Genomic DNA, 19,576 nt, shown 5'->3' on the forward strand with positions numbered 1-19,576 from the left:
TTTACAACTTCTTCTGATATTTATTGCGTAAATAAATGGCGAATGCATTCATGCTAAGCAGCATGATCAGCAGGACAATAATGCCGGCCGCAGCCACATTTTGAAACTCCGCTTGCGGTTGGCTTGCCCAGTTGTAAATTTGAATCGGCATTACCGTAAAGCTGTCAAAAGGCGATTTAGGCAAAAAAGCGATGTAAGCAACGGCTCCGACGACGATGAGGGGCGCCGTTTCTCCAATCGCCCTGGACATCGAAAGAATGGATCCGGTCAATATCCCCGGAAGTGCGGAGGGCAATACAACCCGTACAATCGTCTGCCAACGGTTGGCCCCCATAGCGAACGAGGCATTGCGAAGCGATTGAGGTACCGTTCTGATCGCTTCCTGGGATGCGACGATGATAATGGGCAGCACCAGCAGCGTCATCGTCAGCGCCCCGGACAATAAGCTGCGCTCCAGCTGAAGCATCCGAACGAACACGGTTAATCCAAGCAATCCGTAAACGATCGAAGGGACGCCCGCCAGGTTAGCGATATTTGTTTGAACCAGACGGCTGAAGCGCGTATCCTTGGCGTACTCCTCCAAATAAATTGCGGTCGCGACACCGATAATGAATGTCAACGGCGCGGTGATCATCATCAACCAGAATGTGCCGACCAAGGCGGCCTTGATCCCGGCATTTTCCGGGATTCGGGATGCATAACTCGTCAAAAACTGCCAATCCAGCCACCCCGCCCCTTGAACAATCACTTGTATTAACAATAAAGCGAGCGCTAAAATCCCAAAGCAGGTGGAGACAAAAAACAACTGATGAAAGAACTTGTTTTTTCTGTTCCTTTGAGCGACATGCTGCATGCTTTCTTTCGTTGCCATCAGTATTCCTCCCTGAACCTTTTGGAAATCGTTCTCGCCAGAATATTCATCGCTAGTGTCATAACAAATAAGGTAATCCCTACGGCATAAATGGTCATGTATTCTACAGAACCGTAACTTGTATCTCCCGAGCTGACAGAAACGATATAAGCAGTAAGGGTTTGAATGCTTTGCAAAGGATTATAAGCCATTTGGGCCAAATTTCCCGCGGCCAGGGTGACAATCATCGTTTCCCCTACGGCACGGGACAGGCCGAGCACGAAGGAAGCGATAATCCCCGACAAGGCAGCAGGCACTACGATTTTAAGGGCAACCTCCAACTTTGTAGACCCCAGCGCGTAAGCGCCGTTGCGGAGCGAATTGGGAACGGCCATCATAGCATCCTCACTGAGGGAGCAAATGATGGGAATGATCATGATCCCCACGACAATGCCCGCGCTGAGCGCATTAAAGATTTCCGTTTGCGGGATAATGAATTGTAATACCGGAGTTACAAAATTTAATGCGAAAAAACCGTAAACGATCGTAGGAATACCGGCCAATATTTCCAGAATCGGCTTTACGATATTCCGTACTTTCGACGGCGCATACTCGCTTAAATAAATCGCGCTCCCCAGTCCGATCGGAATCGCCACGATGCTTGCAATCAAGGTGACAAGCAGGGTTCCTGTCACAAGCGGCAGTACTCCAAATTTCGGATCGGAGAAAAGGGGCGTCCATTCCGTCCCGGTAATAAACTGCCAAAATGGGACTTCTCTGAAGAAACCGAGCGACTCGAATACGAGAATCAAGACGATACCTACTGTTGTAAGAATGGAGATAACAGCAAAAAAAGCTAATATTTTGGGTATTAGCACGTCCGACGAAATCATACTTTTTTTCTTTTTGTAATTCACTCTCGGTGTTTTCATTTCCATAGCTTAACCCCCGTGTAAAGCAATGATTTTGGCAAACCCGCGGCTTCCTGCGCATATGATCGCTTAGGTGCCGCGGTTTTTAAACCAAAATCATTCTGCTTGATGGTTTACTTCAGTGCTTCCAGGTTTTTATTGATAACATCTTGAGGAAGCCTGATGTAATCAACTGCTTCAACCATTTTAGCGCCTTCTTCGCTGTTATAGTATTTCAGGAATTCTTTAATGTGAGGCTCGGCGATGGCTTTCTTCGTCGGGTACACATAAAGATAACGGGACAATGGAGCATAAGTCATTTTTTCGATGGTCTCCTTGGTAGGTGCTACCGCAGGAGAGTTAGCGTCTTTCTTAATAGCTACAGCATTCAAAGTAGCTTCATTCGCTTTGTAGTAAGAGAAACCGAAATAACCCATTGCAAATTCGTCGCCTTGTACGCCTTTAACCAATACATTGTCGTCTTCGGAAGGCGTATAATCCGAACGGGACTCTTTCGCTTTACCATTGATCGCTTCCGTGAAGAACTCAAACGTACCGGATGCCGTACCGGGACCATACAGCTTGATTTCTTTATCCGGCCACTCAGGACGAACATCGCTCCATTTTTTTACCTGGCTGTCTTTGGACCAGATTTTCTTCAATTCTTCCACTGTCATTTCTTTGGCAAAGGTATTTTTCTTATTAACCACAACCGTGACACCGTCAAGAGCAATCGGCATTTCAACAGCTTCCGTGTTTTGTTTTGCCTTCAATTCTTCCAATTCTTCAGGCTTGAATTTTTTGGACATGTCCGCGATATGAATTTCCCCGGCAAGCAGCTTCTTGACTCCGTTGCTGGATCCGGATTCACCTACCGTAATTTTTACGTCTTTATGCTTTTTCATAAATTCTTCAGCTACGGCTTGAGAGATAGGGAACACTGTGGAAGAGCCGTCGATTTTGATTTCGCCTTTCAGGCCTTCCGGAGCAGGAGCTGTTTTACCGTCAGATGGCGCCGCGCCTTGGTTCGGCTGGCTTTCCGTTTGTGTTCCGCATGCGGCCAGAGATAATGCCAAAACGATAGAAGATAATGCGAGTGTACCTTTACGTGCAAAACCTTTAAACAACATGACCACTCCTCATAATTTTTGTTTGTCGTTCACAATGACCATGTTACGCCCCTTTTGTTTTCGTCAGTTCAAAGATTTGTTAACGGAATGTAAAAAATATCGAAATCTATGAAATGGACGGTGATACCATCCTTTGAAATCAGCGTTTTTTCGCCAGGTTTTACAAAAGATTTACATTGTACGAACCTGGATTTAATTATTCCATAGTACATTCGTAGTATATACACAAGACAACCGATATATGGAGGGTACTATGAAGAGACTAAAAAGCATCAGAGATGTGCGGTTATCTATGAAAACAAAGCTGATTATGACATTTTCTTTTATTACACTTCTCTTTGCCGGAGTTTCGGTCTTTAATCTATGGCAAGTAGACAGCATCAAGCAGCATCTCCAATATCAGAACGAGCAGACGGATAAACAAAAGTTGGCTCTGCAGTTAAAGCAGCAGGCTAATTCGCTGGCTTCCATCTATGCGGCTTATGTGTTGACCAAAAAAACCGAGCTGATTGATACATACAATAAGGAAAAAGAGGAATTTTTGCGGTCGGTGGAAAGGATGGCTCTTACCGCATCCAACGCGGATGAACGCAATTGGAGTGCCAAGCTGACGAACACCTCCAAAGAATTTGCAGGCACTTTCGATAAGGCGCAGCAGATTGTGATGAACTCATCGCTCCAGTCTCAAGAGAAGGACCAACAGTTGAAATCCGCGCATAATGAATCAGAGCTGTTTAAAGATTACATATTTGAACATGTTGATCTCTTCAATGAAGCTTACAATCAATACGCCTTGACGGCTGTGAGCAGTACCCATCGTCAATTGAATGATTCTGCCCGGTTTGCCGTTATCACAACCTTGCTCGTTACGATCATCAGCAGCATAACCGCATTTTTGCTCATCCGATCATTTATGAAGCCGATTCAGCGTTTGCAGCATGCTGTAATGCAGGTTGCCGAAGGGGATCTCCGCCATAAAATTAACAACTCCTCCTCCGACGAGCTTGGCAGGCTCAGTCAAAGCTTCGATGAGATGATTGACCGAATCAAAGAAATGCTGTCGAATACTCAAACCGTTGCTTCATCCCTATCCAGACATTCGCGTTCCTTTCACGAGTTCTCCAGAGAAACCGCGGCCGCTAACAAGGACATCGTCCGGGCTATTCAGGAAATATCGTCAGGAAGCGAGGAACAAGCCCGTTTCTCGGAAAACAGTGCCTATATTATTACCGAAACCACCAGGGAAATACGTCAAATAACCGAATATACCGTGATGATGCAGCGCAAGAGTAAAGAAGCCTCATCCAATACCCATACGGGATCCCAAGTGATGGAAGGGTTGAAATCAGCCGCAGAGCAATCCGAAAAAGTACTGCATCAGGTTTATCTGACGATGGAAACCTTATCCCGCAGCTCCGCCCGAATCGGTAAAATCGTCGGAAGCATTACCGAAATATCCGCCCAAACCAATGTACTGGCGCTGAATGCGGCCATTGAAGCGGCCAGAGCGGGTGTGCACGGCAAAGGGTTTTCCGTGATCGCGGATGAAGTGCGGCAGCTTTCGGCTCAAACCAACGAATCCTCCAAAACAATCACCCGGATCGTGCAAACGCTGCAGGCGCAAATAAGCGAGATGGAAGCTTCGTTAAACGAGATGAAGCTTTCTTTCGAGAACCAGACCGGCAAAATTAACGAAAGCATGGACGCGTTTATGGACATCCGACTATCTATGGATGAGCTTTCAGACCATATTGAACAGATACATACCCTTGTTTCCGCAGCAGAAGACAAAAACAGCAAGCTTGCCTCTTCCGTGCAGCACATTGCCGCCATCGCTCAGGAAACGGCCGCCGGCGTCGAGGAAGTGAATTCGGCATCGCAGCATCAGGATTCGGCCATTCACCGGATCGCTTCACAATCCGACGATATATTATCACTCGCTCAGCAGTTATTCGATGAAATCAACCGATTCAAAATTTCCGACGGGACGGAAATACTCGATCAAAGCGTAATCGAGAAACCGAACCCCGAAGAGATGATCATTGCACCAGAAGCGTCCGAGGAACACAGCATACGAGAAAACAGAGTGTCGGTCTAACGGTCTGTTGGGCTGAAAATCCATCTGTCGCTGCCTGTGGAGAGACGCGACCACCCTTGGGGTGATTTTGGCTTAACGGACATCCCATTCCCGGCGTTTCTTCAATGGTATGGTCGTGGTTGCAACGCAAAACACCCTGCTCGATACAAAAATCGAACAGGGTGTTTTTGGACATTAGTTGAAATATACGGCTTTACCGGTCTTGGAGGACTCGTAAATGGCCTCGAGAATTTCGGATACGACGCACGCCTGCTCTGGCGTTACGACAGGATCGATATCTTTCTCAATGGCCTCCAGCCACAAACGCGCTTCCAAATCGGCCGGGCTTTCCGTCTGGCCGTCATAGAAATCTACGCCTTTGGCATCCAATTGGATCTCATTCATGTAGAGCCGGCTGTGCTTCTCGCCGTTAATCCGAAGCCCGTCGAGCATATCGGCCCCGCCTTCCGTGCCGCACAGCGTCGTTTTGGCCTCTCCGGTCTGCAGCATATTGATCGCCCAGCTGGATTCCAGCATGATCGTTGCTCCATTTTCCATTATAATCATACCGAAGGCCGAATCCTCTACCGTAAATTTTTTCGGATCCCACGGTCCCCATGCATTCGCTGCGTTTTCTTTTTTGGAGAGCTTGTGGAATGCCGTTCCAAGCACAACCTTCGGCTTGTAATTGTCCATCATCCACAGCGTCAAATCCAGCGCGTGAGTACCAATATCGATAAGCGGCCCCCCGCCTTGCTTTTCTTCATCCAAGAACACGCCCCAGGTCGGAACGGCGCGGCGGCGGATCGCATGCGCCTTCGCGAAATAAATGTCCCCGAGTTCACCGTCGGAGCAAACGCGTTTTAGATATTGGCTGTCCGGACGGAAGCGGTTCTGATAACCGATCGTCAGTTTTTTGCCCGTGCGCTTTGCAGCTTCAACCATGCGTCTGGCGTCGGCAGCGGTTTTGGCCATCGGCTTCTCGCACATGACATGCTTGCCGGCCTCCAGGGACGCGATGGAAATATCCGCATGAGAATCATTAGGCGTACACACATGTACGATATCAATGGAACGATCCGCAAGCAGCTCACGATAGTCCGTATATACTTTGGCGTCTTCCGTCCCAAACTTTTTAGCCGCGTCTTGCGCTCTTTCTTCCACAATATCGCAGAAGGCCACCATTTCCGCATTGGGCTGATTTTTCAAAGCGGGCATATGCTTGCCGGTTGCAATCCCGCCACAACCGATAATTCCGATTCTATAGACTTTAGACATTGTAACAACCTCCCTGATTCCACAAATCGTAATGTTCTTCTGATTAACTCTGAAGTATAGTATAGACAAATTGATCTCAAAAAGATATTTCATATCTGGCGCTACTTTTATACGATTTTGTCTTTTCCATTTTAGGCAAAAAAAGAAGACCGGCCCGATGCCAGTCTCTTTTATTCCAGGTTTTATCCTTTTTTAGCTGCCGCATGAACAAGCTTGTAACCTACACCGCGAATCGATTCGATTTGGACGGATTGCTGGTTCATTTCCAATTTTTTCCTCAGCGAACTGACATGTACATCTACAGTCCGCTGTCCTCCGATATAATCAAAGCCCCATACAATATTCATCAGGTCATCCCGTGTAACTACAACACCGGGACGCTGCACAAGATGAAGCAGCACCTCAAATTCCTTGGGTCTAAGCGGAATGGATTCGCCATGGAGGATCACTTCGTATTTCTCCGGATAAATCTTCAGCTCCCCTACAGTAATGACTTTATCATCATTTCCGGACTTGTCCGCAAACGCATCGTCCGACAAGGTGCGGCGAAGTACCGCCGATACGCGAGCAAGAAGCTCCGCTACTCCGAAAGGCTTTGTAATATAATCGTCAGCGCCGTATTTAAGCCCTTGTACAATCTCCTCTTCGGCGTTGCGTGCAGTCAGAATGATAACGGGCGTTTTAATTCCTTTTTGCCGCAATCTCGACAAAATTTCAAAGCCGTTCATTCCCGGAAGCATGATGTCCAGAATAATTAGGGCTTGCTGAACAAGATTCGTTCCATTTACACCCAACGTAAGTCTCTAAACCCAAGCAGTCTGAAAAAATGCAAAAAGAGAACACGCAGTCGCCGCTCCAGATTCATGACCAGAAACTGAAGGGCGATGACGGTCAAACTGGTTTCGGCGCCACGCGCCCGAATGCGACCTAGGCCCAATTTGCGCTTGCCTTCTCCAAATTTTCCTTCGATCGCATTACGCTGTACAGCGTCCTGGCGCTCTTGCCGACGATCGGCGACTTCACTTTGCTCTTTCGAGGGTCTGCCGAGCTTCGGGCCACTAAGGCGAATCCCTAGCGTTTTGCAATAGTTCAGGTTGTCTCGATTGCGGTAGATTTTATCGGCTAGAATGACGGCGGGATAATACCCGAATCGCTGTTTGTACGCTTCCACCGATGCTTGCAGCGTGGTTGCCTCGTTGAAGCTGTCCCATTGTGCCGTTTCGATCCAAGCGTAACCGTCCACCAGACTGGCGGCGATTTTGGCGCCGAACTCCACGTTCGCTCCAGCTTTGCCTCGAACCATCGGACGTACATGCGGCTGTTCGATACTCACGATGCGATCGGCGACGATATGTGTCTTCTTCTCCATCATTTCGCGCTGCTGACGGTAGAGCTCCGAGATGATCAGAAGCTGGCGATAGTGTCTTTTGCTCAGTTCCGTGAGAGGCGTATACTTCACGAGGGCTTCAATAATCCGCAGATTCCGTCCCACGTAGCCAAGTTGCTTTTTGATCGCTTTGCGGATCACCTTGCCCGATGCCTTGCGTTGCTTGGAAACACTCAGGTACGATTTTCTGGCTTTCTCGCGGTACGTGCGCGGCTTCTCCATCGCTCCGACATGGGGACGGTGCAGTACGTCGATGATGTCTTCCAGGATTTCACGGGCGTGATTCAGCAGCCCCAAGTCAGTCGGATACTTGATGTCCGCAGGCGCGCATGTCGCATCCAGCATGAGGGTGCCCTTGTTCATGACTTCCGCTGTCGGTGCGGCTGTAGATGGCAGGACGTGTAGCTTTTTCGCCATGTTGCGGGGTTTCTTCGCCACAACAGGGGGCTCCTCGGGAATAGAGAAAGCGTCCCCTACCTCCATGGTGAGCTGCGAGCCGCCCGCGTCGTTGTCGTCGTCATCGCGATCTCGCTTGGACGATTTCGGTTTCGCCTCGACCTCTCGCTCTGCTTGCAGCGCGGCTTGGGCGATCCAGTCGTTGACTTCAGCTAGGATTTCCAAGCCGAGCCGTTCCCGAAAATGCGTGAGCAGGGAGTGATGAAACGGCACTTCATCGACATACGCAGTGTAGCCCAAGAAGAACTGCAAATATGGATTTTCCTGGATTTGTAAGGTGGTCTCGCGGTCACTTAAACCAAGGCGCTCCTTGATGATGAGCGAGCCGAGGGCGATACGTGCCGAGTACGCCTTTTGGCCGATGGCTGGGGACTTGAACGAGCTCACATATTTCTCTTCTACTTTGTCCCAAGGGATGATCGCCGCAAGCTGCACCCACCGATTGGTTGGATTTAATTTTCCGCCAAAGGGCAAATAGAAGTTTTCCAACAAGTCTGCCATATCTCGATTCAGCACGAACACTTTCGCTCACTCCATCTGCAAGGTTTTTTACCGATTTTCCGTGTTTTCTTTGCAGATGAATTCGACAAAAGTGCCTCTAAACCCTTGTGAGATAAGGATTTTTTGATTTTTCAGCAAGCCCTAATTAGGGCTTGCTGAACAAGATCCATCCCAGTCTACACCCAACGTAAGCCTCTAAACCCAAGCAGTTTGAAAAAAGGCAAAAAGAGAACCCGTAGTCGTCGCTCCAAATTCATGACCAGAAATTGAAGGGCGATGACGGTTAAACTGGTTTCGGCACCACGTGCATGAATGCGACCCAGTCCCAATTTGCGCTTGCCTTCTCCAAACTTTCCTTCGATTGCATTGCGCTGTGCGGCGTCCTGCCGCTCTTGCCGACGATCGGCGACTTCACTTTGCTCCTTCGAGGGCCTACCGAGCTTTGGGCCACTAAGGCGAATCCCAAGCTCTTTGCAATAGTTCAGATTGTCTCGATTGCGATAGATTTTGTCAGCCAAAATGACGGCGGGGTAATACCCAAATCGCTGTTTGTACGCTTCCGCCGATGCTTGCAGCGTTGTTGCCTCGTTGAAGCTGTCCCACTCAACCGTTTCGATCCAAGCGTATCCATCCACCAGACTGGCGGCGATTTTGGCGCCGAACTCCACGTTCGTTCCAGCTTTGCCTCGAACCATCGGACGGACATGCGGCTGTTGGATACTCACGATACGATCAGCGATGACGTGTATTTTCTTCTCCATCATTTCGCGCTGCTGACGGTAGAGTTCCGAGATGATCAGAAGCTGACGATAGTGTCTTTTGCTCAGCTCCGTGAGAGGCGTATGCTCCACGAGTGCTTCAATGATCCGCAGATCCCGTCCCACGTAGCCCAGTTGCTTTTTGATCGCTTTGCGGATCACCTTGCCCGATGCCTTGCGTTGTTTGGATACGCCCAGATATGATTTTCTGGCTTTCTCGCGGTATGTGCGCGGCTTCTCCATCACTCCAATATGGGGATGGTGCAGTATGTCAATGATGTCTTCGAGGATCTCACGCGCGTGATTCAGCAACCCCAAATCCGTCGGATACTTGATGTCTGCAGGTGCGCATGTCGCATCCAGCATGAGGGTCCCCTTATTCCTCACGTTCGCAGTCGGTGCTGATGCTGGTGGCAAGACATGGAACCTTTTAGCTATGTTACGGGATTTCTTAGCTGTTGCGGGAGTTTCCTCAGGAATGGTGAGGGCTTCCCCTACTTCCATGGTGAGCTGCGAGCCACCCGCATCGTTGTCGTCGTCATCACGATCTCGTTTGGACGATTTCGGTTTCGCCTCGGCCTCTCGTTCTGCTTGCAGCGCGGCTTGGGCGATCCAATCGTTCACTTCAGCCAGGATTTCCAGGCCGAGCCGTTCCCGAAAATGCGTGAGCAGGGAGTGATGAAACGGCACTTCATCGACATACGCGGTGTAGCCCAAGAAGAACTGCAAATACGGATTCTCTTGGATTTGCAAGGTCGTCTCGCGGTCGCTTAAACCAAGGCGCTCCTTGATAATGAGCGAGCCGAGAGCGATACGTGCAGGGTACGCCTTTTGGCCGATGATCGGTGACTGGAACGAGCTCACGTATTTTTCTTCTACTTTGTCCCAAGGAATGATCGACGCAAGCTGGACCCAACGATTGGTTGGATTTAATTTCCCGCCAAAGGGCAAATAGAAGTTTTCCAGCAGGTCTGCCATATCTCGATTCAACACGAACATTTTCGCTCACTCCATCTGCAAGGTTTTTTACCGATTTCCCGTATTTTCCTTGCAGATGAATTCGACAAAAGTGCCTCAAAATCCTTGTACGATAAGGATTTTTTGATTATTCAGCAAGCCCTAATTAAATCAAACGGCTGATGCAGGGCGGCCTGCAAACCGTCGCTGCCATGATCGATGACTTTGGTATCATAGCCTTCTTGCGTCAAGTTATAAGAAAGCAATCTGGCTAACGTAGGCTCATCCTCTATGACTAATATTTTATGTGACATGGGAAAACCCCCAACCCCATTCTATATTTCATACTAATCATAGCATGAATTGTTGACAAATTGTTAAGAAGCTTTTGTTAAGATTTTGTAAAGCTCCCGGTGTTACTGGATTAACGGCAGCTCAACGATAAACTTGGTGCCGACGAAGACCTCGCTCTCCACACGGATCGTGCCTTTGTGCAGCTCAACCAAATGCTTCACGATCGACAGCCCGAGTCCCGTGCCGCCTGAGCTTCTCGACCTGGCCTTGTCCACGCGGTAAAAGCGCTCGAATATCCGCGGCAGGTCCTTCTTCGGGATGCCAATCCCCGTATCCGAGATCGTAAACCGGACCGTGTCCACCTCTCCAGCCTCCGAACCGCTGGCCAGCTGTTCTACCTTCACCTTCACCTTGCCTCCTTCAGGCGTGTAGTTGATGCCGTTGGAGAGCAGGTTGATCAGAATTTGACGCAGCCGATCCTCATCCGCTTCCATGTAGACGTCTTCCGGCACCTCCATCTTCAGTTCGATCGATTTCTTCTCGGCCTCCGTTTTCATCACATGAAGGCAGTTTTCAACAAACGATTCGAGATGGACCGGAGAGAATTGAAGCGGTATCCGTTTGGACTCAATTTTGGACAGCTCCAGAATATCTCCAATCAGCCGGTTTAACCGTTCACTTTCATCAAAGATGATTTTCAGAAACGACCTGGCTGTCTCTTTGTCATCGAGCGCTCCGGCGAGCAGCGTTTCTGCAAAGCCCTTGACTGAGGCGATCGGCGTCTTCAGCTCATGCGATACATTGGCCACGAATTCGGAACGCATTCTCTCCAGTCTCCGCACGGATGTAATGTCATGCAGAACAATAAGCATCCCGGCCCACTGGTTATTCGACTGAAAGATCGGATTCAGGTTGATCTCCAGTATGCGCTCTTCCGGAAAATAAAAGATCATTTCATCACGAATATTTTCCCGGGTATCGATACATTCCTGTATGAGCTGCGTAAATTCGATCTGCTGCTTGGCTTCGTCAAACTTTTTCCCTAACAGCTCTTTGGAGGAAAAACCGAGAAATTCTTCAGCCGACCGGTTAAGCAGAACAATCTTCCCTTCCCCATCGATCATGACAACGCCGCTAATCAAATTCTCCAGCACGTTTTTGAGCCGGTTTTCATCTTCCAGAATGCGATTCATCTGCAGCTGCAAACTATCCGCCATATGGTTTATCGCATCGCCGAGCTTGCCGATTTCATCTTTTTTATTCAGCTGTACGCGATACTTGTAGTTCATATCCGTAATTTGCTGTGCCACACTGGTCATCAGCTCGATCGGTCTGGTAATGCCATAAGCGATACGGTAGCTGAGCAAGCCCGCGATGGCAAACACCGTCAAAAGGCCGCCAATCAGCATAATCCAAACGTTACGGATCGATTTCTCCACTTCTTCAAGACTCATGGCTAACCGCAGGTAGCCGATCGTTTGGTCCTGGTCCTTGACCGGAACGGCGGCATAAATCATGTTTCGGTTCAATGTGCTGCTGTAACGCGTGACAAAGCCTATTCCCGACGATTCCGCATCGATAATTTCCTCCCTGTTCAAATGATTCTCCATCTGAGAAGGATCTTTATCGGAATCGCCCAGCACTTTGCCGTCCGCACGGATAAAGGTAACCCGCGCATCGGCCGATTTCTTAAGCTTAGCGGCCATATCCGAATAATAATGAATTTGTTCGGATTCCGGACCCTGTCTGTTCCAGTTCATCGTGACCAGCAAGATGCGAAGTTCCCGCTCCATATAAGTAGTAAGGGTATCAATATGGGATCGCTCCATCATTTGAGCTACAAAAATACCCGCGATCAGCACCGAAGAGCCGATCAAGGCAATAAAAATCAGGGTTAACCGTGTCCGGAACTTGTTCAACAATGAAGTCATCCTCCCGCAGCTGAGGCCATACGCTTCAAGAAAAACTCCCATTTACAAAGAATTTCCTGTATGGGGCAAATTTCATTCATGCGTATTTCTTCCAAAGGACATATCACTCTATATCGTACCTGTTCCGGAAGTGGAACTCCAGTTATTTTTTTGTAAAGAAAGGGGCCAACCTGTGAATGAGTGAGGCGCAGCCCTATTTCATTCTCCTATCATAATAAAGAGCCCCAAGTATAACAGATACCGGGGCTCTCATGGCTTTATAGGTTATAACCGTATAGAAGTTCTTTACGATTTTATGCGAATACAGGTTCTTTGAACTGGGCCAGCTTATCGCGCGAATCCATCTCAACATCAGCGTGCAAGCTGTTTCCGTGGGAATCCATCGTGACGATGGCCGCAAAGCCCTCAGTCTGCAGGTGCCACATCGCTTCCGGTATACCGAACTCCAAGAAATCGACGCCTTCCACCTTTTTGAAGCATTGCGCATAATATTGGGCGGCGCCGCCAATGGCATTCAAATATACGGCACCGTGCTCTTGAAGCGCCTTGAGCGTTTTCGGACCCATTCCGCCTTTACCGATGACAGCACGAATACCGAATTTTTTGATGATATCTCCTTGATAAGGCTCCTCGCGGATACTTGTAGTCGGTCCGGCCGCTTTCACAACCCACTCGCCATTCTCATCTTTGGCCATGACGGGTCCGCAATGGTAAATGACAGCGCCGTTCAGATCGATTGGAGAATCATGGTCCATCAAATATTTGTGCAGCGCATCCCGTCCCGTATGCATAGGTCCGTTGATGATGACCACATCCCCTACGCGAAGCTGGCGAATTTGCTCTTCGGAAATCGGCGTCTGCAGCACGATTTCGCGCCGCTCCTGCTGGCCTGCCGCCGCGGCTGCCGGCTCGTCCTTTTGCATCGGCAGCTCCTCTCCCTTAGGATAAACCCAATCCGTAATCTCGCCGGTGCTCTGATCAATCAGCACGCCCTGTCTGCGGAATGCCCAACAGTTGTAGGCCACCGATACGAAGAAGCTGGCCGGCAAACGGTTCATGACTCCGATCTTACAGCCAAGCAATGTGACTTGACCGCCGAAGCCCATCGTACCGATGCCGAGTTTGTTGGCGTTTTCCATCACATATTCCTCAAGCTTGCGCAGCTCTTCATTCGGATTCACGTCGTCCACAGCACGGAACAACTGATGCTTGGCCAGTTCGTAACCCGTTGTACGGTCACCGCCGATGCCTACTCCGATAAAGCCTGCGCTGCAGCCCTGCCCCTGCGCTTGATATACGGCATGCATAATACATTTGCGGATACCGTCCAAATCACGTCCGGCTTTGCCGAGTCCTTCCAATTCAGTCGGAAGACTGTATTGGATATTTTTATTTTCACAGCCGCCGCCTTTAAGGATCAGCTTGACTTCGATCACGTCCTTTTCCCACTGTTCAAAGTGGATAACCGGAGTGCCCGGGCCGACATTATCGCCGCTGTTCGCCCCGGTCAAGGAATCGACCGAGTTCGTCCGCAGCTTGCTGTCCTTGGTAGCTTGGGCAACCGCCGCTATAATTTGTTTTTTCATCTCGATCTGGTTAGCTCCGACCGGTGTATGTACGATGAATGTCGGCATTCCCGTGTCTTGACAGATCGGAGATACGTTGCACTCCGCCATATGAATATTGTCAGCGATGGTGGAGAGGGATAGCGCAGAACGCGTGCCTGCGTCTTCTTTGGCCCGGGCGTTCTGAATCGCTTGGCGCACGTCGGCCGGAAGGTTCGTGGACGTTTCGACGATCAGTTTATAAATGCTCTCTTGAAAATGCTGCATGATGTAGAAAAACTCCTTTCGATTCGTAAAAAGAAACTTTCTATTATAAAACTACACAACTCTCTTAATAATAGCATATTACCGCCGGTACCAAAATATCGTTTTCATCAGGCCGCATCCCCGGTGTAATGAGAATCCGGACGAGCAATCAGCGGACAAATCGTGTATAATCCTACTATAGCAGAGCTTCTCAGGATCATATTTCCGGTGCAGGAACGGAAGCATAACGGCCTGCTTGACCAATCGTATAGAAAGCTATTCTCTATTAGGATGATGATAGAATGGACAGCCACTTTTTTGCCTATATGTACCGGCTTCGGTATATCGAACGCTGGAGTCTGATGAGAAACATCGTCAAGGAGAATGTTGCCGAGCACTCGTTTCATGTTGCGATATTGACCCATGTTTTGTGCACGATCGCAAACGAGGTATTTGAGCGGCAGGTGCCGACGGACCGTGTGGTCAGCATGGCCCTGTTTCACGATGCCACCGAGGTGTTTACAGGCGATATACCGACTCCGGTAAAACATCACAATCCGAAGATTTTGTCCAACTTCCGCGAGATCGAGCATTTGGCCGCCGAGCGGCTGCTTGACATGGTGCCGGAGCCGCTTCGAAGCGTCTATGACCCGCTTATCGGTATGAAGACGGAAGCCGACGCGGAGTTGAAAAAATACGTCAAAGCCGCAGATCTTCTGGATGCCTATCTGAAATGCGTCACCGAGCTGTCTGCAGGCAACCGGGAGTTCGCGACGGCGAAAAAGCAAATCAAAGCTTCGATGGACGCTATGAATATGCAGGAAATCCAATATTTTTTGCAGCACATGGCCCCCAGTTTGGAAAAAACGCTGGATGAACTGTAATGCAAGGCCCAAGGCCGGGGAATCCCGCCTTATGTGTACAGAAAAAAGACCGGGATGATGATCACCCGGTCTTTTAAAGTTCAGCACTTACCGCATAAACGGAAAATTCATCAATGTAAGAACGACGAAAAATAGAATACCGTTGATGAGGCTGAGCGTCTTGATCGAGCCGATTTGTTTGGGGATCGTGCTGCCAGATTCTTCGGCCAAAGCCAGCCTCATCCTTTTGCCCATGATCCCCGAAAGCGCCGCAATAGCCAGGAACAACACGATTGAAAGCACCATCCACAGTATGGAATAGGGAGCTTTACTCACCATATAGCCTCCGGTTAAGAATGCAATGATCAGCGCAAACTGCGCAGCGCGGTTCATCGCGAACAGCACATGCAAAAAACCGTACTGCGCCGTTGTGGAGTCCAGAGCCTGAACGCGCTGGGCCAGAAACGGGAGCAGCAGGTAAATCCCCATCATAACCGCACTTAACACATGCAAGTACAATATAAAATCCAGCATAATTCGTGTTGCCTCCCCAATTTTCCATTATTTTTGATTATTCCTAGTATAACGGAATGCGATGCCTTGAAGCAAATGAACCGGCAGCGCTACGCATGCTCGCTTATGCCCGCTTTGGCTGCCCTCTGATCCCGCCGCTTGGCCAGTATCACGAACAAGGATGGAACAACGATCAAGGTCAGCAAGGTCGAATAAAGCAAGCCGGAGATGATGGTGATGCCCATCGGCCGCCACAGGTTCCCACCCATGATGGTCATCGGAAGCAAGCCGCCGATCGCCGTTGCCGTCGTCAGCAATATGGGCCGCAGACGGGATTTCCCTGCTTCCGCCACAGCCTCGTACAGCGGAAGTCCGCGCTCCCTCGCCTGTTCTATGAATTCAATGAGAATAATCCCGTTCCGCACCACGATCCCGGCCAGGCTGACCAGTCCCATCAGCGCCATAAACCCTATAGGCGACCCTGTCAGAAACAAACCGATGACCGCTCCTCCGGCAGCCAGATAAACGGTTGACAGAATCAGCAGCGGTATGGAGAGAGAATAAAACTGCATGACCATAATCACATAAATCAAAAGAAGAACGATCAAAGAGAGCATTCCGATGGAAGCGAACGCATCGTTGCGCTCCTCGTTTTCTCCGCCGAATTCGATGGAATAGCCCGCAGGCAGAGAATACTGCTGCAGCTTGACTTGAAGCTCCTTTACAATGTCATCCGCAAGACGATCCTGTACAAAGCTTCGAACCGTGATCGTACGGGTCAAGTTGCGGTGATGTATGGTTTGGATCATCCGGCTTTCCTTGATCACACCCAGTTCACCAATGGTAACGGTGCCGCCCTGCAGCGCAGGCACGTACATGTCTTTCATGGTTTCCACAGGATCATGGGTCTTCTTCTTAGCATACAGGGTCACATCAATTAAATCCTTACCTTTCTGCATCTCCGCCACCTCCAGACCCTCTGTGGCAATGCGAAGGGTCATAGAGAGATCGTTCTCGTTTACTCCAAATAGACTCAGCTTGGCCGGATCGGGATCAATCTCGACCGTGTTCATATCGTCTCCAACGTCGTCGGATACGCTGACCGTGCCCGGGATTTCCTCAAGCATGCCTTGGATGTCCGACGAGATTTGCCGAAGCTGTGACAGCTCTCCTCCGCTGATGCGCAAAGCGATCGGCGCTCCTACAGGCGGACCTTGCTCCAGCTCACGCGGCGTAATCTCCACATCAGGCGGGAACATCGCCTTGAGCTCTTCCCTCCATGCAGAAACCACTTCCTTCGTTTGAATGACCTTAGGATCAATCTTTACGAATAGCTGGCCCACATGAGTCCCGGATACATCGGCTTCGGAATAATAAAACTTTGGAGTGGAACGGCCTGCATACGACGAGACGAAACGTACACCCGGCTGCTGCCCTACCCAAGCTGCCGCTTTAGATACCGTATACTCGGTTTCCGCAAACAACCTGTTCTTTGGAAGCTTAATGTCGATCAGCATTTCTTCTTTCTCCGCAGGCGGGAAATACTGCACACCCAGCAGCGGAAGCAGACCAAAGGCGCTTGTTCCCACCAAAAGCGCGGCCATTCCTGTAAGCAGCGGTCTTTGCAAAAAGCGGTGAATCTGCTTGCTGTACACTATACTCAACCGCTGGATCTGTTTGCCGAGCAGACCGGGAGCCTGCTGTAATTCCGGATCGGCATGCGCCTTACGGGAAGTGTCGACGGCATCTGTCGATTGTAGGCTCCGGCGGCGGAGCCTGCGTTCGGCTGCCCATGTACGGAAAATGGGGATGATGGTAAGCGACATGGCCATCGACGCGGCCAACGTGAACGAGATCACTACAGGCAGCGGACGTATAAAACTGCCGATATTTCCTTTCAAAAAGAACAGCGGCAGGAAAGCTGCGGCTGTGGCGATCGTCGCCGTCAGGATGGAGATGGCGACGTCACGGCTTCCTTCAAGCGATGCAGTCCGAGGGTCATCTCCCAGTTGGAGCCGGCGCTGAATATTATCGTTGACGACAATGGCGTCATCCACTAGAATTCCCAGCACAATCACTATCGCCACAATGGTGATTTGGTTTAAATCGATCCCCATAAATTCCACCGGAATAAAGCCGACCGTGATCGAAATCGGAATGGCCAGCGCAACGATCAGAGCGGTCCCGAACGCAAGACCCATCGAACAAACGACGATAACCGCCATGATGCCGATCAACAGCTCTTTTATCAGCTCTTTAAACAAATGATCCAGGCTTTCCTTCTGGGTAAAAAGCGATTGCAGCTCGACATTCTCCGGAAGTTTCGGCTTTAGCTCGGACACCTTCCGGTCAATCCGCTTTTGCAGATCCGGTATATCCGCGCCCTTTGCCGCATTGATAACCAAGTCCAGCGCAGGTTTCCCGTTATGTATGATGCTGACTTCCCTTTTCTTCGGCTGCAGCTTGACGTCGGCAATATCTCCGATTCTCAGCGTTTTTCCGCCCGGCAGACCGTAAATTTCCGTATTTGCGATATCCTCCGCCGATTTCCATTCTCCGCTCATGTTCACGAAATATTGCTTCGTGCCTTTATCGACCATTCCTAATGGAATACGATTCTGTTTGTTTTGAAGCGCCTGCGCCACGACTCCCCAAGGCAGCCGGAAGGTGTTCAGCTTGTCGGTATCCAGCGTTACAGCCACTTCCTGTTCCTGCAAGCCGACGATCTCTACATTGCTGACGCCAGGAACCGTGCCAAGCTGTTCTTTCCACATTTCCATGACCGGCCTGAGCGGTTCAAGCTCCTCGGGAGTCTCCACCACGAAATGGAGGATTTGCTCTGCAATCTTACCGAGATCGTCATTCACCTCTGGTTGATGCGCGTCCTGAGGCAGCTCGCTTGACGCGGACTGCACCTTCTGCCGCAGCGTGTCCCATGCCCGTTTGATGTCCGTATCCGCTTTGACCTCCACTTGAATGACCGAGACGTTCGCCGACGAAGTGGAGCTGATCACGGAAATATCGCTCATCTCCTTGATTTTATCCTCTAAAGGCCGGGTAATGAACTGCTCCACTTTTTCCGGTGAAGCTCCGGGATAAATCGTCTTGACGACCGCTACGGTCAGATCAATCTCCGGATTTTCCCTCTGCTTCATCGTGGATATATTGAATATGCCAAGCAGCACCGCCATGACAAAAAAAAGCAGCGTCACTTTTCGATACTTCAGGATTTTGCCGATCATCCCCCCTTCACATCCGTTCCCGGCTTGCAATTGATATTTACGCCGACCAATACCTCTGTGAGCGAGTCAATGTGCTCCGGACCGCATTTCCTCTCAACAAACCACTGGTACGCAGCCAACTCTACCATACCGATTTTGGCATATGCGGTCATTTCCAGCTGTTCATCCGTGTAGCCCGGATACGCCTGAAGCTGTACAAGCTTACCTTTGATAACGCTTGCCATTCTATCATAAAATAGCTTGTAAATATCGGCTATCTCAGGAGACGCGGAACCATGCTGGTTTATAATATTTAAAATCGTCCGGTTCTCATAGTAAATAACAAGCGTTTGACGGATGATCCGGTACAGCATTCGATCTAAATCAAAACCTTCCGTTACTGAAGGCCCTTGTGCCAAAGCGCCCACAATTTCATCCAGGCAAGCCTCGGCCACTTGGCGGAACATATCTTCTTTACTCTTGAAATATAAATAAAACGTTCCCTGCGCCATTCCCGCGTTCTGCACAATATCCGAAATTTTCGTGCTGTGGTAGCCTTTTTCTTCAAAAAGCTTAAGCGCCGATTTAATAATGCTGTCTCTCTTGTCTGCTGCCACGCCATTTCCCCCTATAAAAAA

14 protein-coding genes and 1 pseudogene are annotated in these 19,576 nt (G+C 49.6%); 2 read left to right on the plus strand and 13 right to left on the minus strand.

What is annotated here, in order from left to right; genetic code table 11:
- Position 1: 1 nt before the first annotated feature.
- The 3 genes from pstA to EXW96_RS15485 all read right to left on the minus strand — a co-directional run bounded on the left by pstA (position 2) and on the right by EXW96_RS15485 (position 2,891).
- The gene (gene pstA / locus EXW96_RS15475) at positions 2-871 is read right to left on the minus strand and encodes a phosphate ABC transporter permease PstA (protein WP_062406990.1); all 870 of its coding nucleotides are present in this window, start codon (positions 869-871) and stop codon (positions 2-4) included.
- Entirely contained in the window at positions 871-1,788 is a 918-nt protein-coding gene (gene pstC, locus EXW96_RS15480; RefSeq protein ID WP_062406988.1) for a phosphate ABC transporter permease subunit PstC, read from the minus strand. Before pstC ends, pstA begins: the two co-directional genes overlap by 1 nt.
- Positions 1,789-1,895: 107 nt before the next feature.
- Positions 1,896-2,891 (minus strand): PstS family phosphate ABC transporter substrate-binding protein, encoded by a 996-nt coding sequence (locus EXW96_RS15485; RefSeq protein ID WP_074727230.1) that lies wholly within the window; start codon positions 2,889-2,891, stop codon positions 1,896-1,898.
- A gap of 253 nt (positions 2,892-3,144) precedes the next feature.
- Between EXW96_RS15485 and EXW96_RS15490 the strand changes: the two genes are divergently transcribed.
- Positions 3,145-4,989 carry a methyl-accepting chemotaxis protein gene (locus EXW96_RS15490; RefSeq protein ID WP_174350923.1) on the plus strand — a complete coding sequence of 615 codons (1,845 nt, stop codon included), beginning with the start codon at positions 3,145-3,147 and terminating at the stop codon, positions 4,987-4,989.
- 174 nt (positions 4,990-5,163) lie between these two features.
- Here the strand turns inward: EXW96_RS15490 and EXW96_RS15495 are convergent, their stop codons facing one another.
- From EXW96_RS15495 to EXW96_RS15525, 7 genes and pseudogenes are all read right to left on the minus strand, one after another.
- A complete protein-coding gene (locus tag EXW96_RS15495; RefSeq protein WP_062406983.1) occupies positions 5,164-6,246 on the minus strand; it encodes a Gfo/Idh/MocA family protein in 1,083 nt (360 codons plus the stop codon).
- Between the two features lie 182 nt (positions 6,247-6,428).
- The gene (locus tag EXW96_RS15500; protein WP_302621124.1) at positions 6,429-7,040 is read right to left on the minus strand and encodes a response regulator transcription factor; all 612 of its coding nucleotides are present in this window, start codon (positions 7,038-7,040) and stop codon (positions 6,429-6,431) included.
- On the minus strand, positions 7,031-8,611 hold the full coding sequence (locus EXW96_RS15505; RefSeq protein WP_375256423.1) for an IS5 family transposase: 1,581 nt from the start codon (positions 8,609-8,611) through the stop codon (positions 7,031-7,033). Before EXW96_RS15505 ends, EXW96_RS15500 begins: the two co-directional genes overlap by 10 nt.
- 155 nt (positions 8,612-8,766) lie before the next feature.
- Entirely contained in the window at positions 8,767-10,347 is a 1,581-nt protein-coding gene (locus EXW96_RS15510) for an IS5 family transposase (RefSeq protein ID WP_074729564.1), read from the minus strand.
- A 122-nt stretch (positions 10,348-10,469) separates the two neighbouring features.
- Positions 10,470-10,619: pseudogene (locus EXW96_RS15515) on the minus strand (response regulator); the annotation flags it as partial.
- Positions 10,620-10,721: 102 nt separating this feature from the next.
- Positions 10,722-12,518 carry a two-component system histidine kinase PnpS gene (pnpS, locus tag EXW96_RS15520; RefSeq protein WP_174350962.1) on the minus strand — a complete coding sequence of 599 codons (1,797 nt, stop codon included), beginning with the start codon at positions 12,516-12,518 and terminating at the stop codon, positions 10,722-10,724.
- A gap of 305 nt (positions 12,519-12,823) precedes the next feature.
- Positions 12,824-14,362: a fumarate hydratase gene (locus EXW96_RS15525; protein ID WP_062406979.1), complete on the minus strand. Its 1,539-nt coding sequence runs from the start codon at positions 14,360-14,362 to the stop codon at positions 12,824-12,826.
- A 281-nt stretch (positions 14,363-14,643) separates the two neighbouring features.
- Here EXW96_RS15525 and yfbR point away from each other — a divergent pair, with 281 nt between their 5' ends.
- Complete coding sequence (gene yfbR, locus EXW96_RS15530) at positions 14,644-15,225, plus strand: 5'-deoxynucleotidase (RefSeq protein WP_062406977.1); 582 nt, start codon at positions 14,644-14,646, stop codon at positions 15,223-15,225.
- 87 nt (positions 15,226-15,312) lie between these two features.
- Here the strand turns inward: yfbR and EXW96_RS15535 are convergent, their stop codons facing one another.
- The 3 genes from EXW96_RS15535 to EXW96_RS15545 all read right to left on the minus strand — a co-directional run bounded on the left by EXW96_RS15535 (position 15,313) and on the right by EXW96_RS15545 (position 19,555).
- Positions 15,313-15,738 (minus strand): hypothetical protein, encoded by a 426-nt coding sequence (locus EXW96_RS15535; RefSeq protein ID WP_062406974.1) that lies wholly within the window; start codon positions 15,736-15,738, stop codon positions 15,313-15,315.
- An 89-nt stretch (positions 15,739-15,827) separates the two neighbouring features.
- Entirely contained in the window at positions 15,828-18,959 is a 3,132-nt protein-coding gene (locus EXW96_RS15540; RefSeq protein ID WP_074727234.1) for an efflux RND transporter permease subunit, read from the minus strand.
- The gene (locus EXW96_RS15545) at positions 18,956-19,555 is read right to left on the minus strand and encodes a TetR/AcrR family transcriptional regulator (protein WP_062406970.1); all 600 of its coding nucleotides are present in this window, start codon (positions 19,553-19,555) and stop codon (positions 18,956-18,958) included. Before EXW96_RS15545 ends, EXW96_RS15540 begins: the two co-directional genes overlap by 4 nt.
- Positions 19,556-19,576: the final 21 nt, after the last annotated feature.

Origin of the sequence: Paenibacillus sp. JMULE4, assembly GCF_013337105.1 — a bacterium.
GTDB classification, from domain to species: Bacteria; Bacillota; Bacilli; order Paenibacillales; family NBRC-103111; genus Paenibacillus_G; species Paenibacillus_G naphthalenovorans.

Coding starts and splice junctions, on each gene's coding strand:
- EXW96_RS15535 (WP_062406974.1), bottom strand. CDS start 15,738: ATGCTGGATTTTATATTGTACTTGCATGTGTTAAGTGCGGTTATGATG.
- pstC (WP_062406988.1), bottom strand. CDS start 1,788: ATGGAAATGAAAACACCGAGAGTGAATTACAAAAAGAAAAAAAGTATG.
- EXW96_RS15490 (WP_174350923.1), top strand. CDS start 3,145: ATGAAGAGACTAAAAAGCATCAGAGATGTGCGGTTATCTATGAAAACA.
- EXW96_RS15525 (WP_062406979.1), bottom strand. CDS start 14,362: ATGCAGCATTTTCAAGAGAGCATTTATAAACTGATCGTCGAAACGTCC.
- EXW96_RS15495 (WP_062406983.1), bottom strand. CDS start 6,246: ATGTCTAAAGTCTATAGAATCGGAATTATCGGTTGTGGCGGGATTGCA.
- pstA (WP_062406990.1), bottom strand. CDS start 871: ATGGCAACGAAAGAAAGCATGCAGCATGTCGCTCAAAGGAACAGAAAA.
- yfbR (WP_062406977.1), top strand. CDS start 14,644: ATGGACAGCCACTTTTTTGCCTATATGTACCGGCTTCGGTATATCGAA.
- EXW96_RS15485 (WP_074727230.1), bottom strand. CDS start 2,891: ATGTTGTTTAAAGGTTTTGCACGTAAAGGTACACTCGCATTATCTTCT.
- EXW96_RS15540 (WP_074727234.1), bottom strand. CDS start 18,959: ATGATCGGCAAAATCCTGAAGTATCGAAAAGTGACGCTGCTTTTTTTT.
- EXW96_RS15510 (WP_074729564.1), bottom strand. CDS start 10,347: ATGTTCGTGTTGAATCGAGATATGGCAGACCTGCTGGAAAACTTCTAT.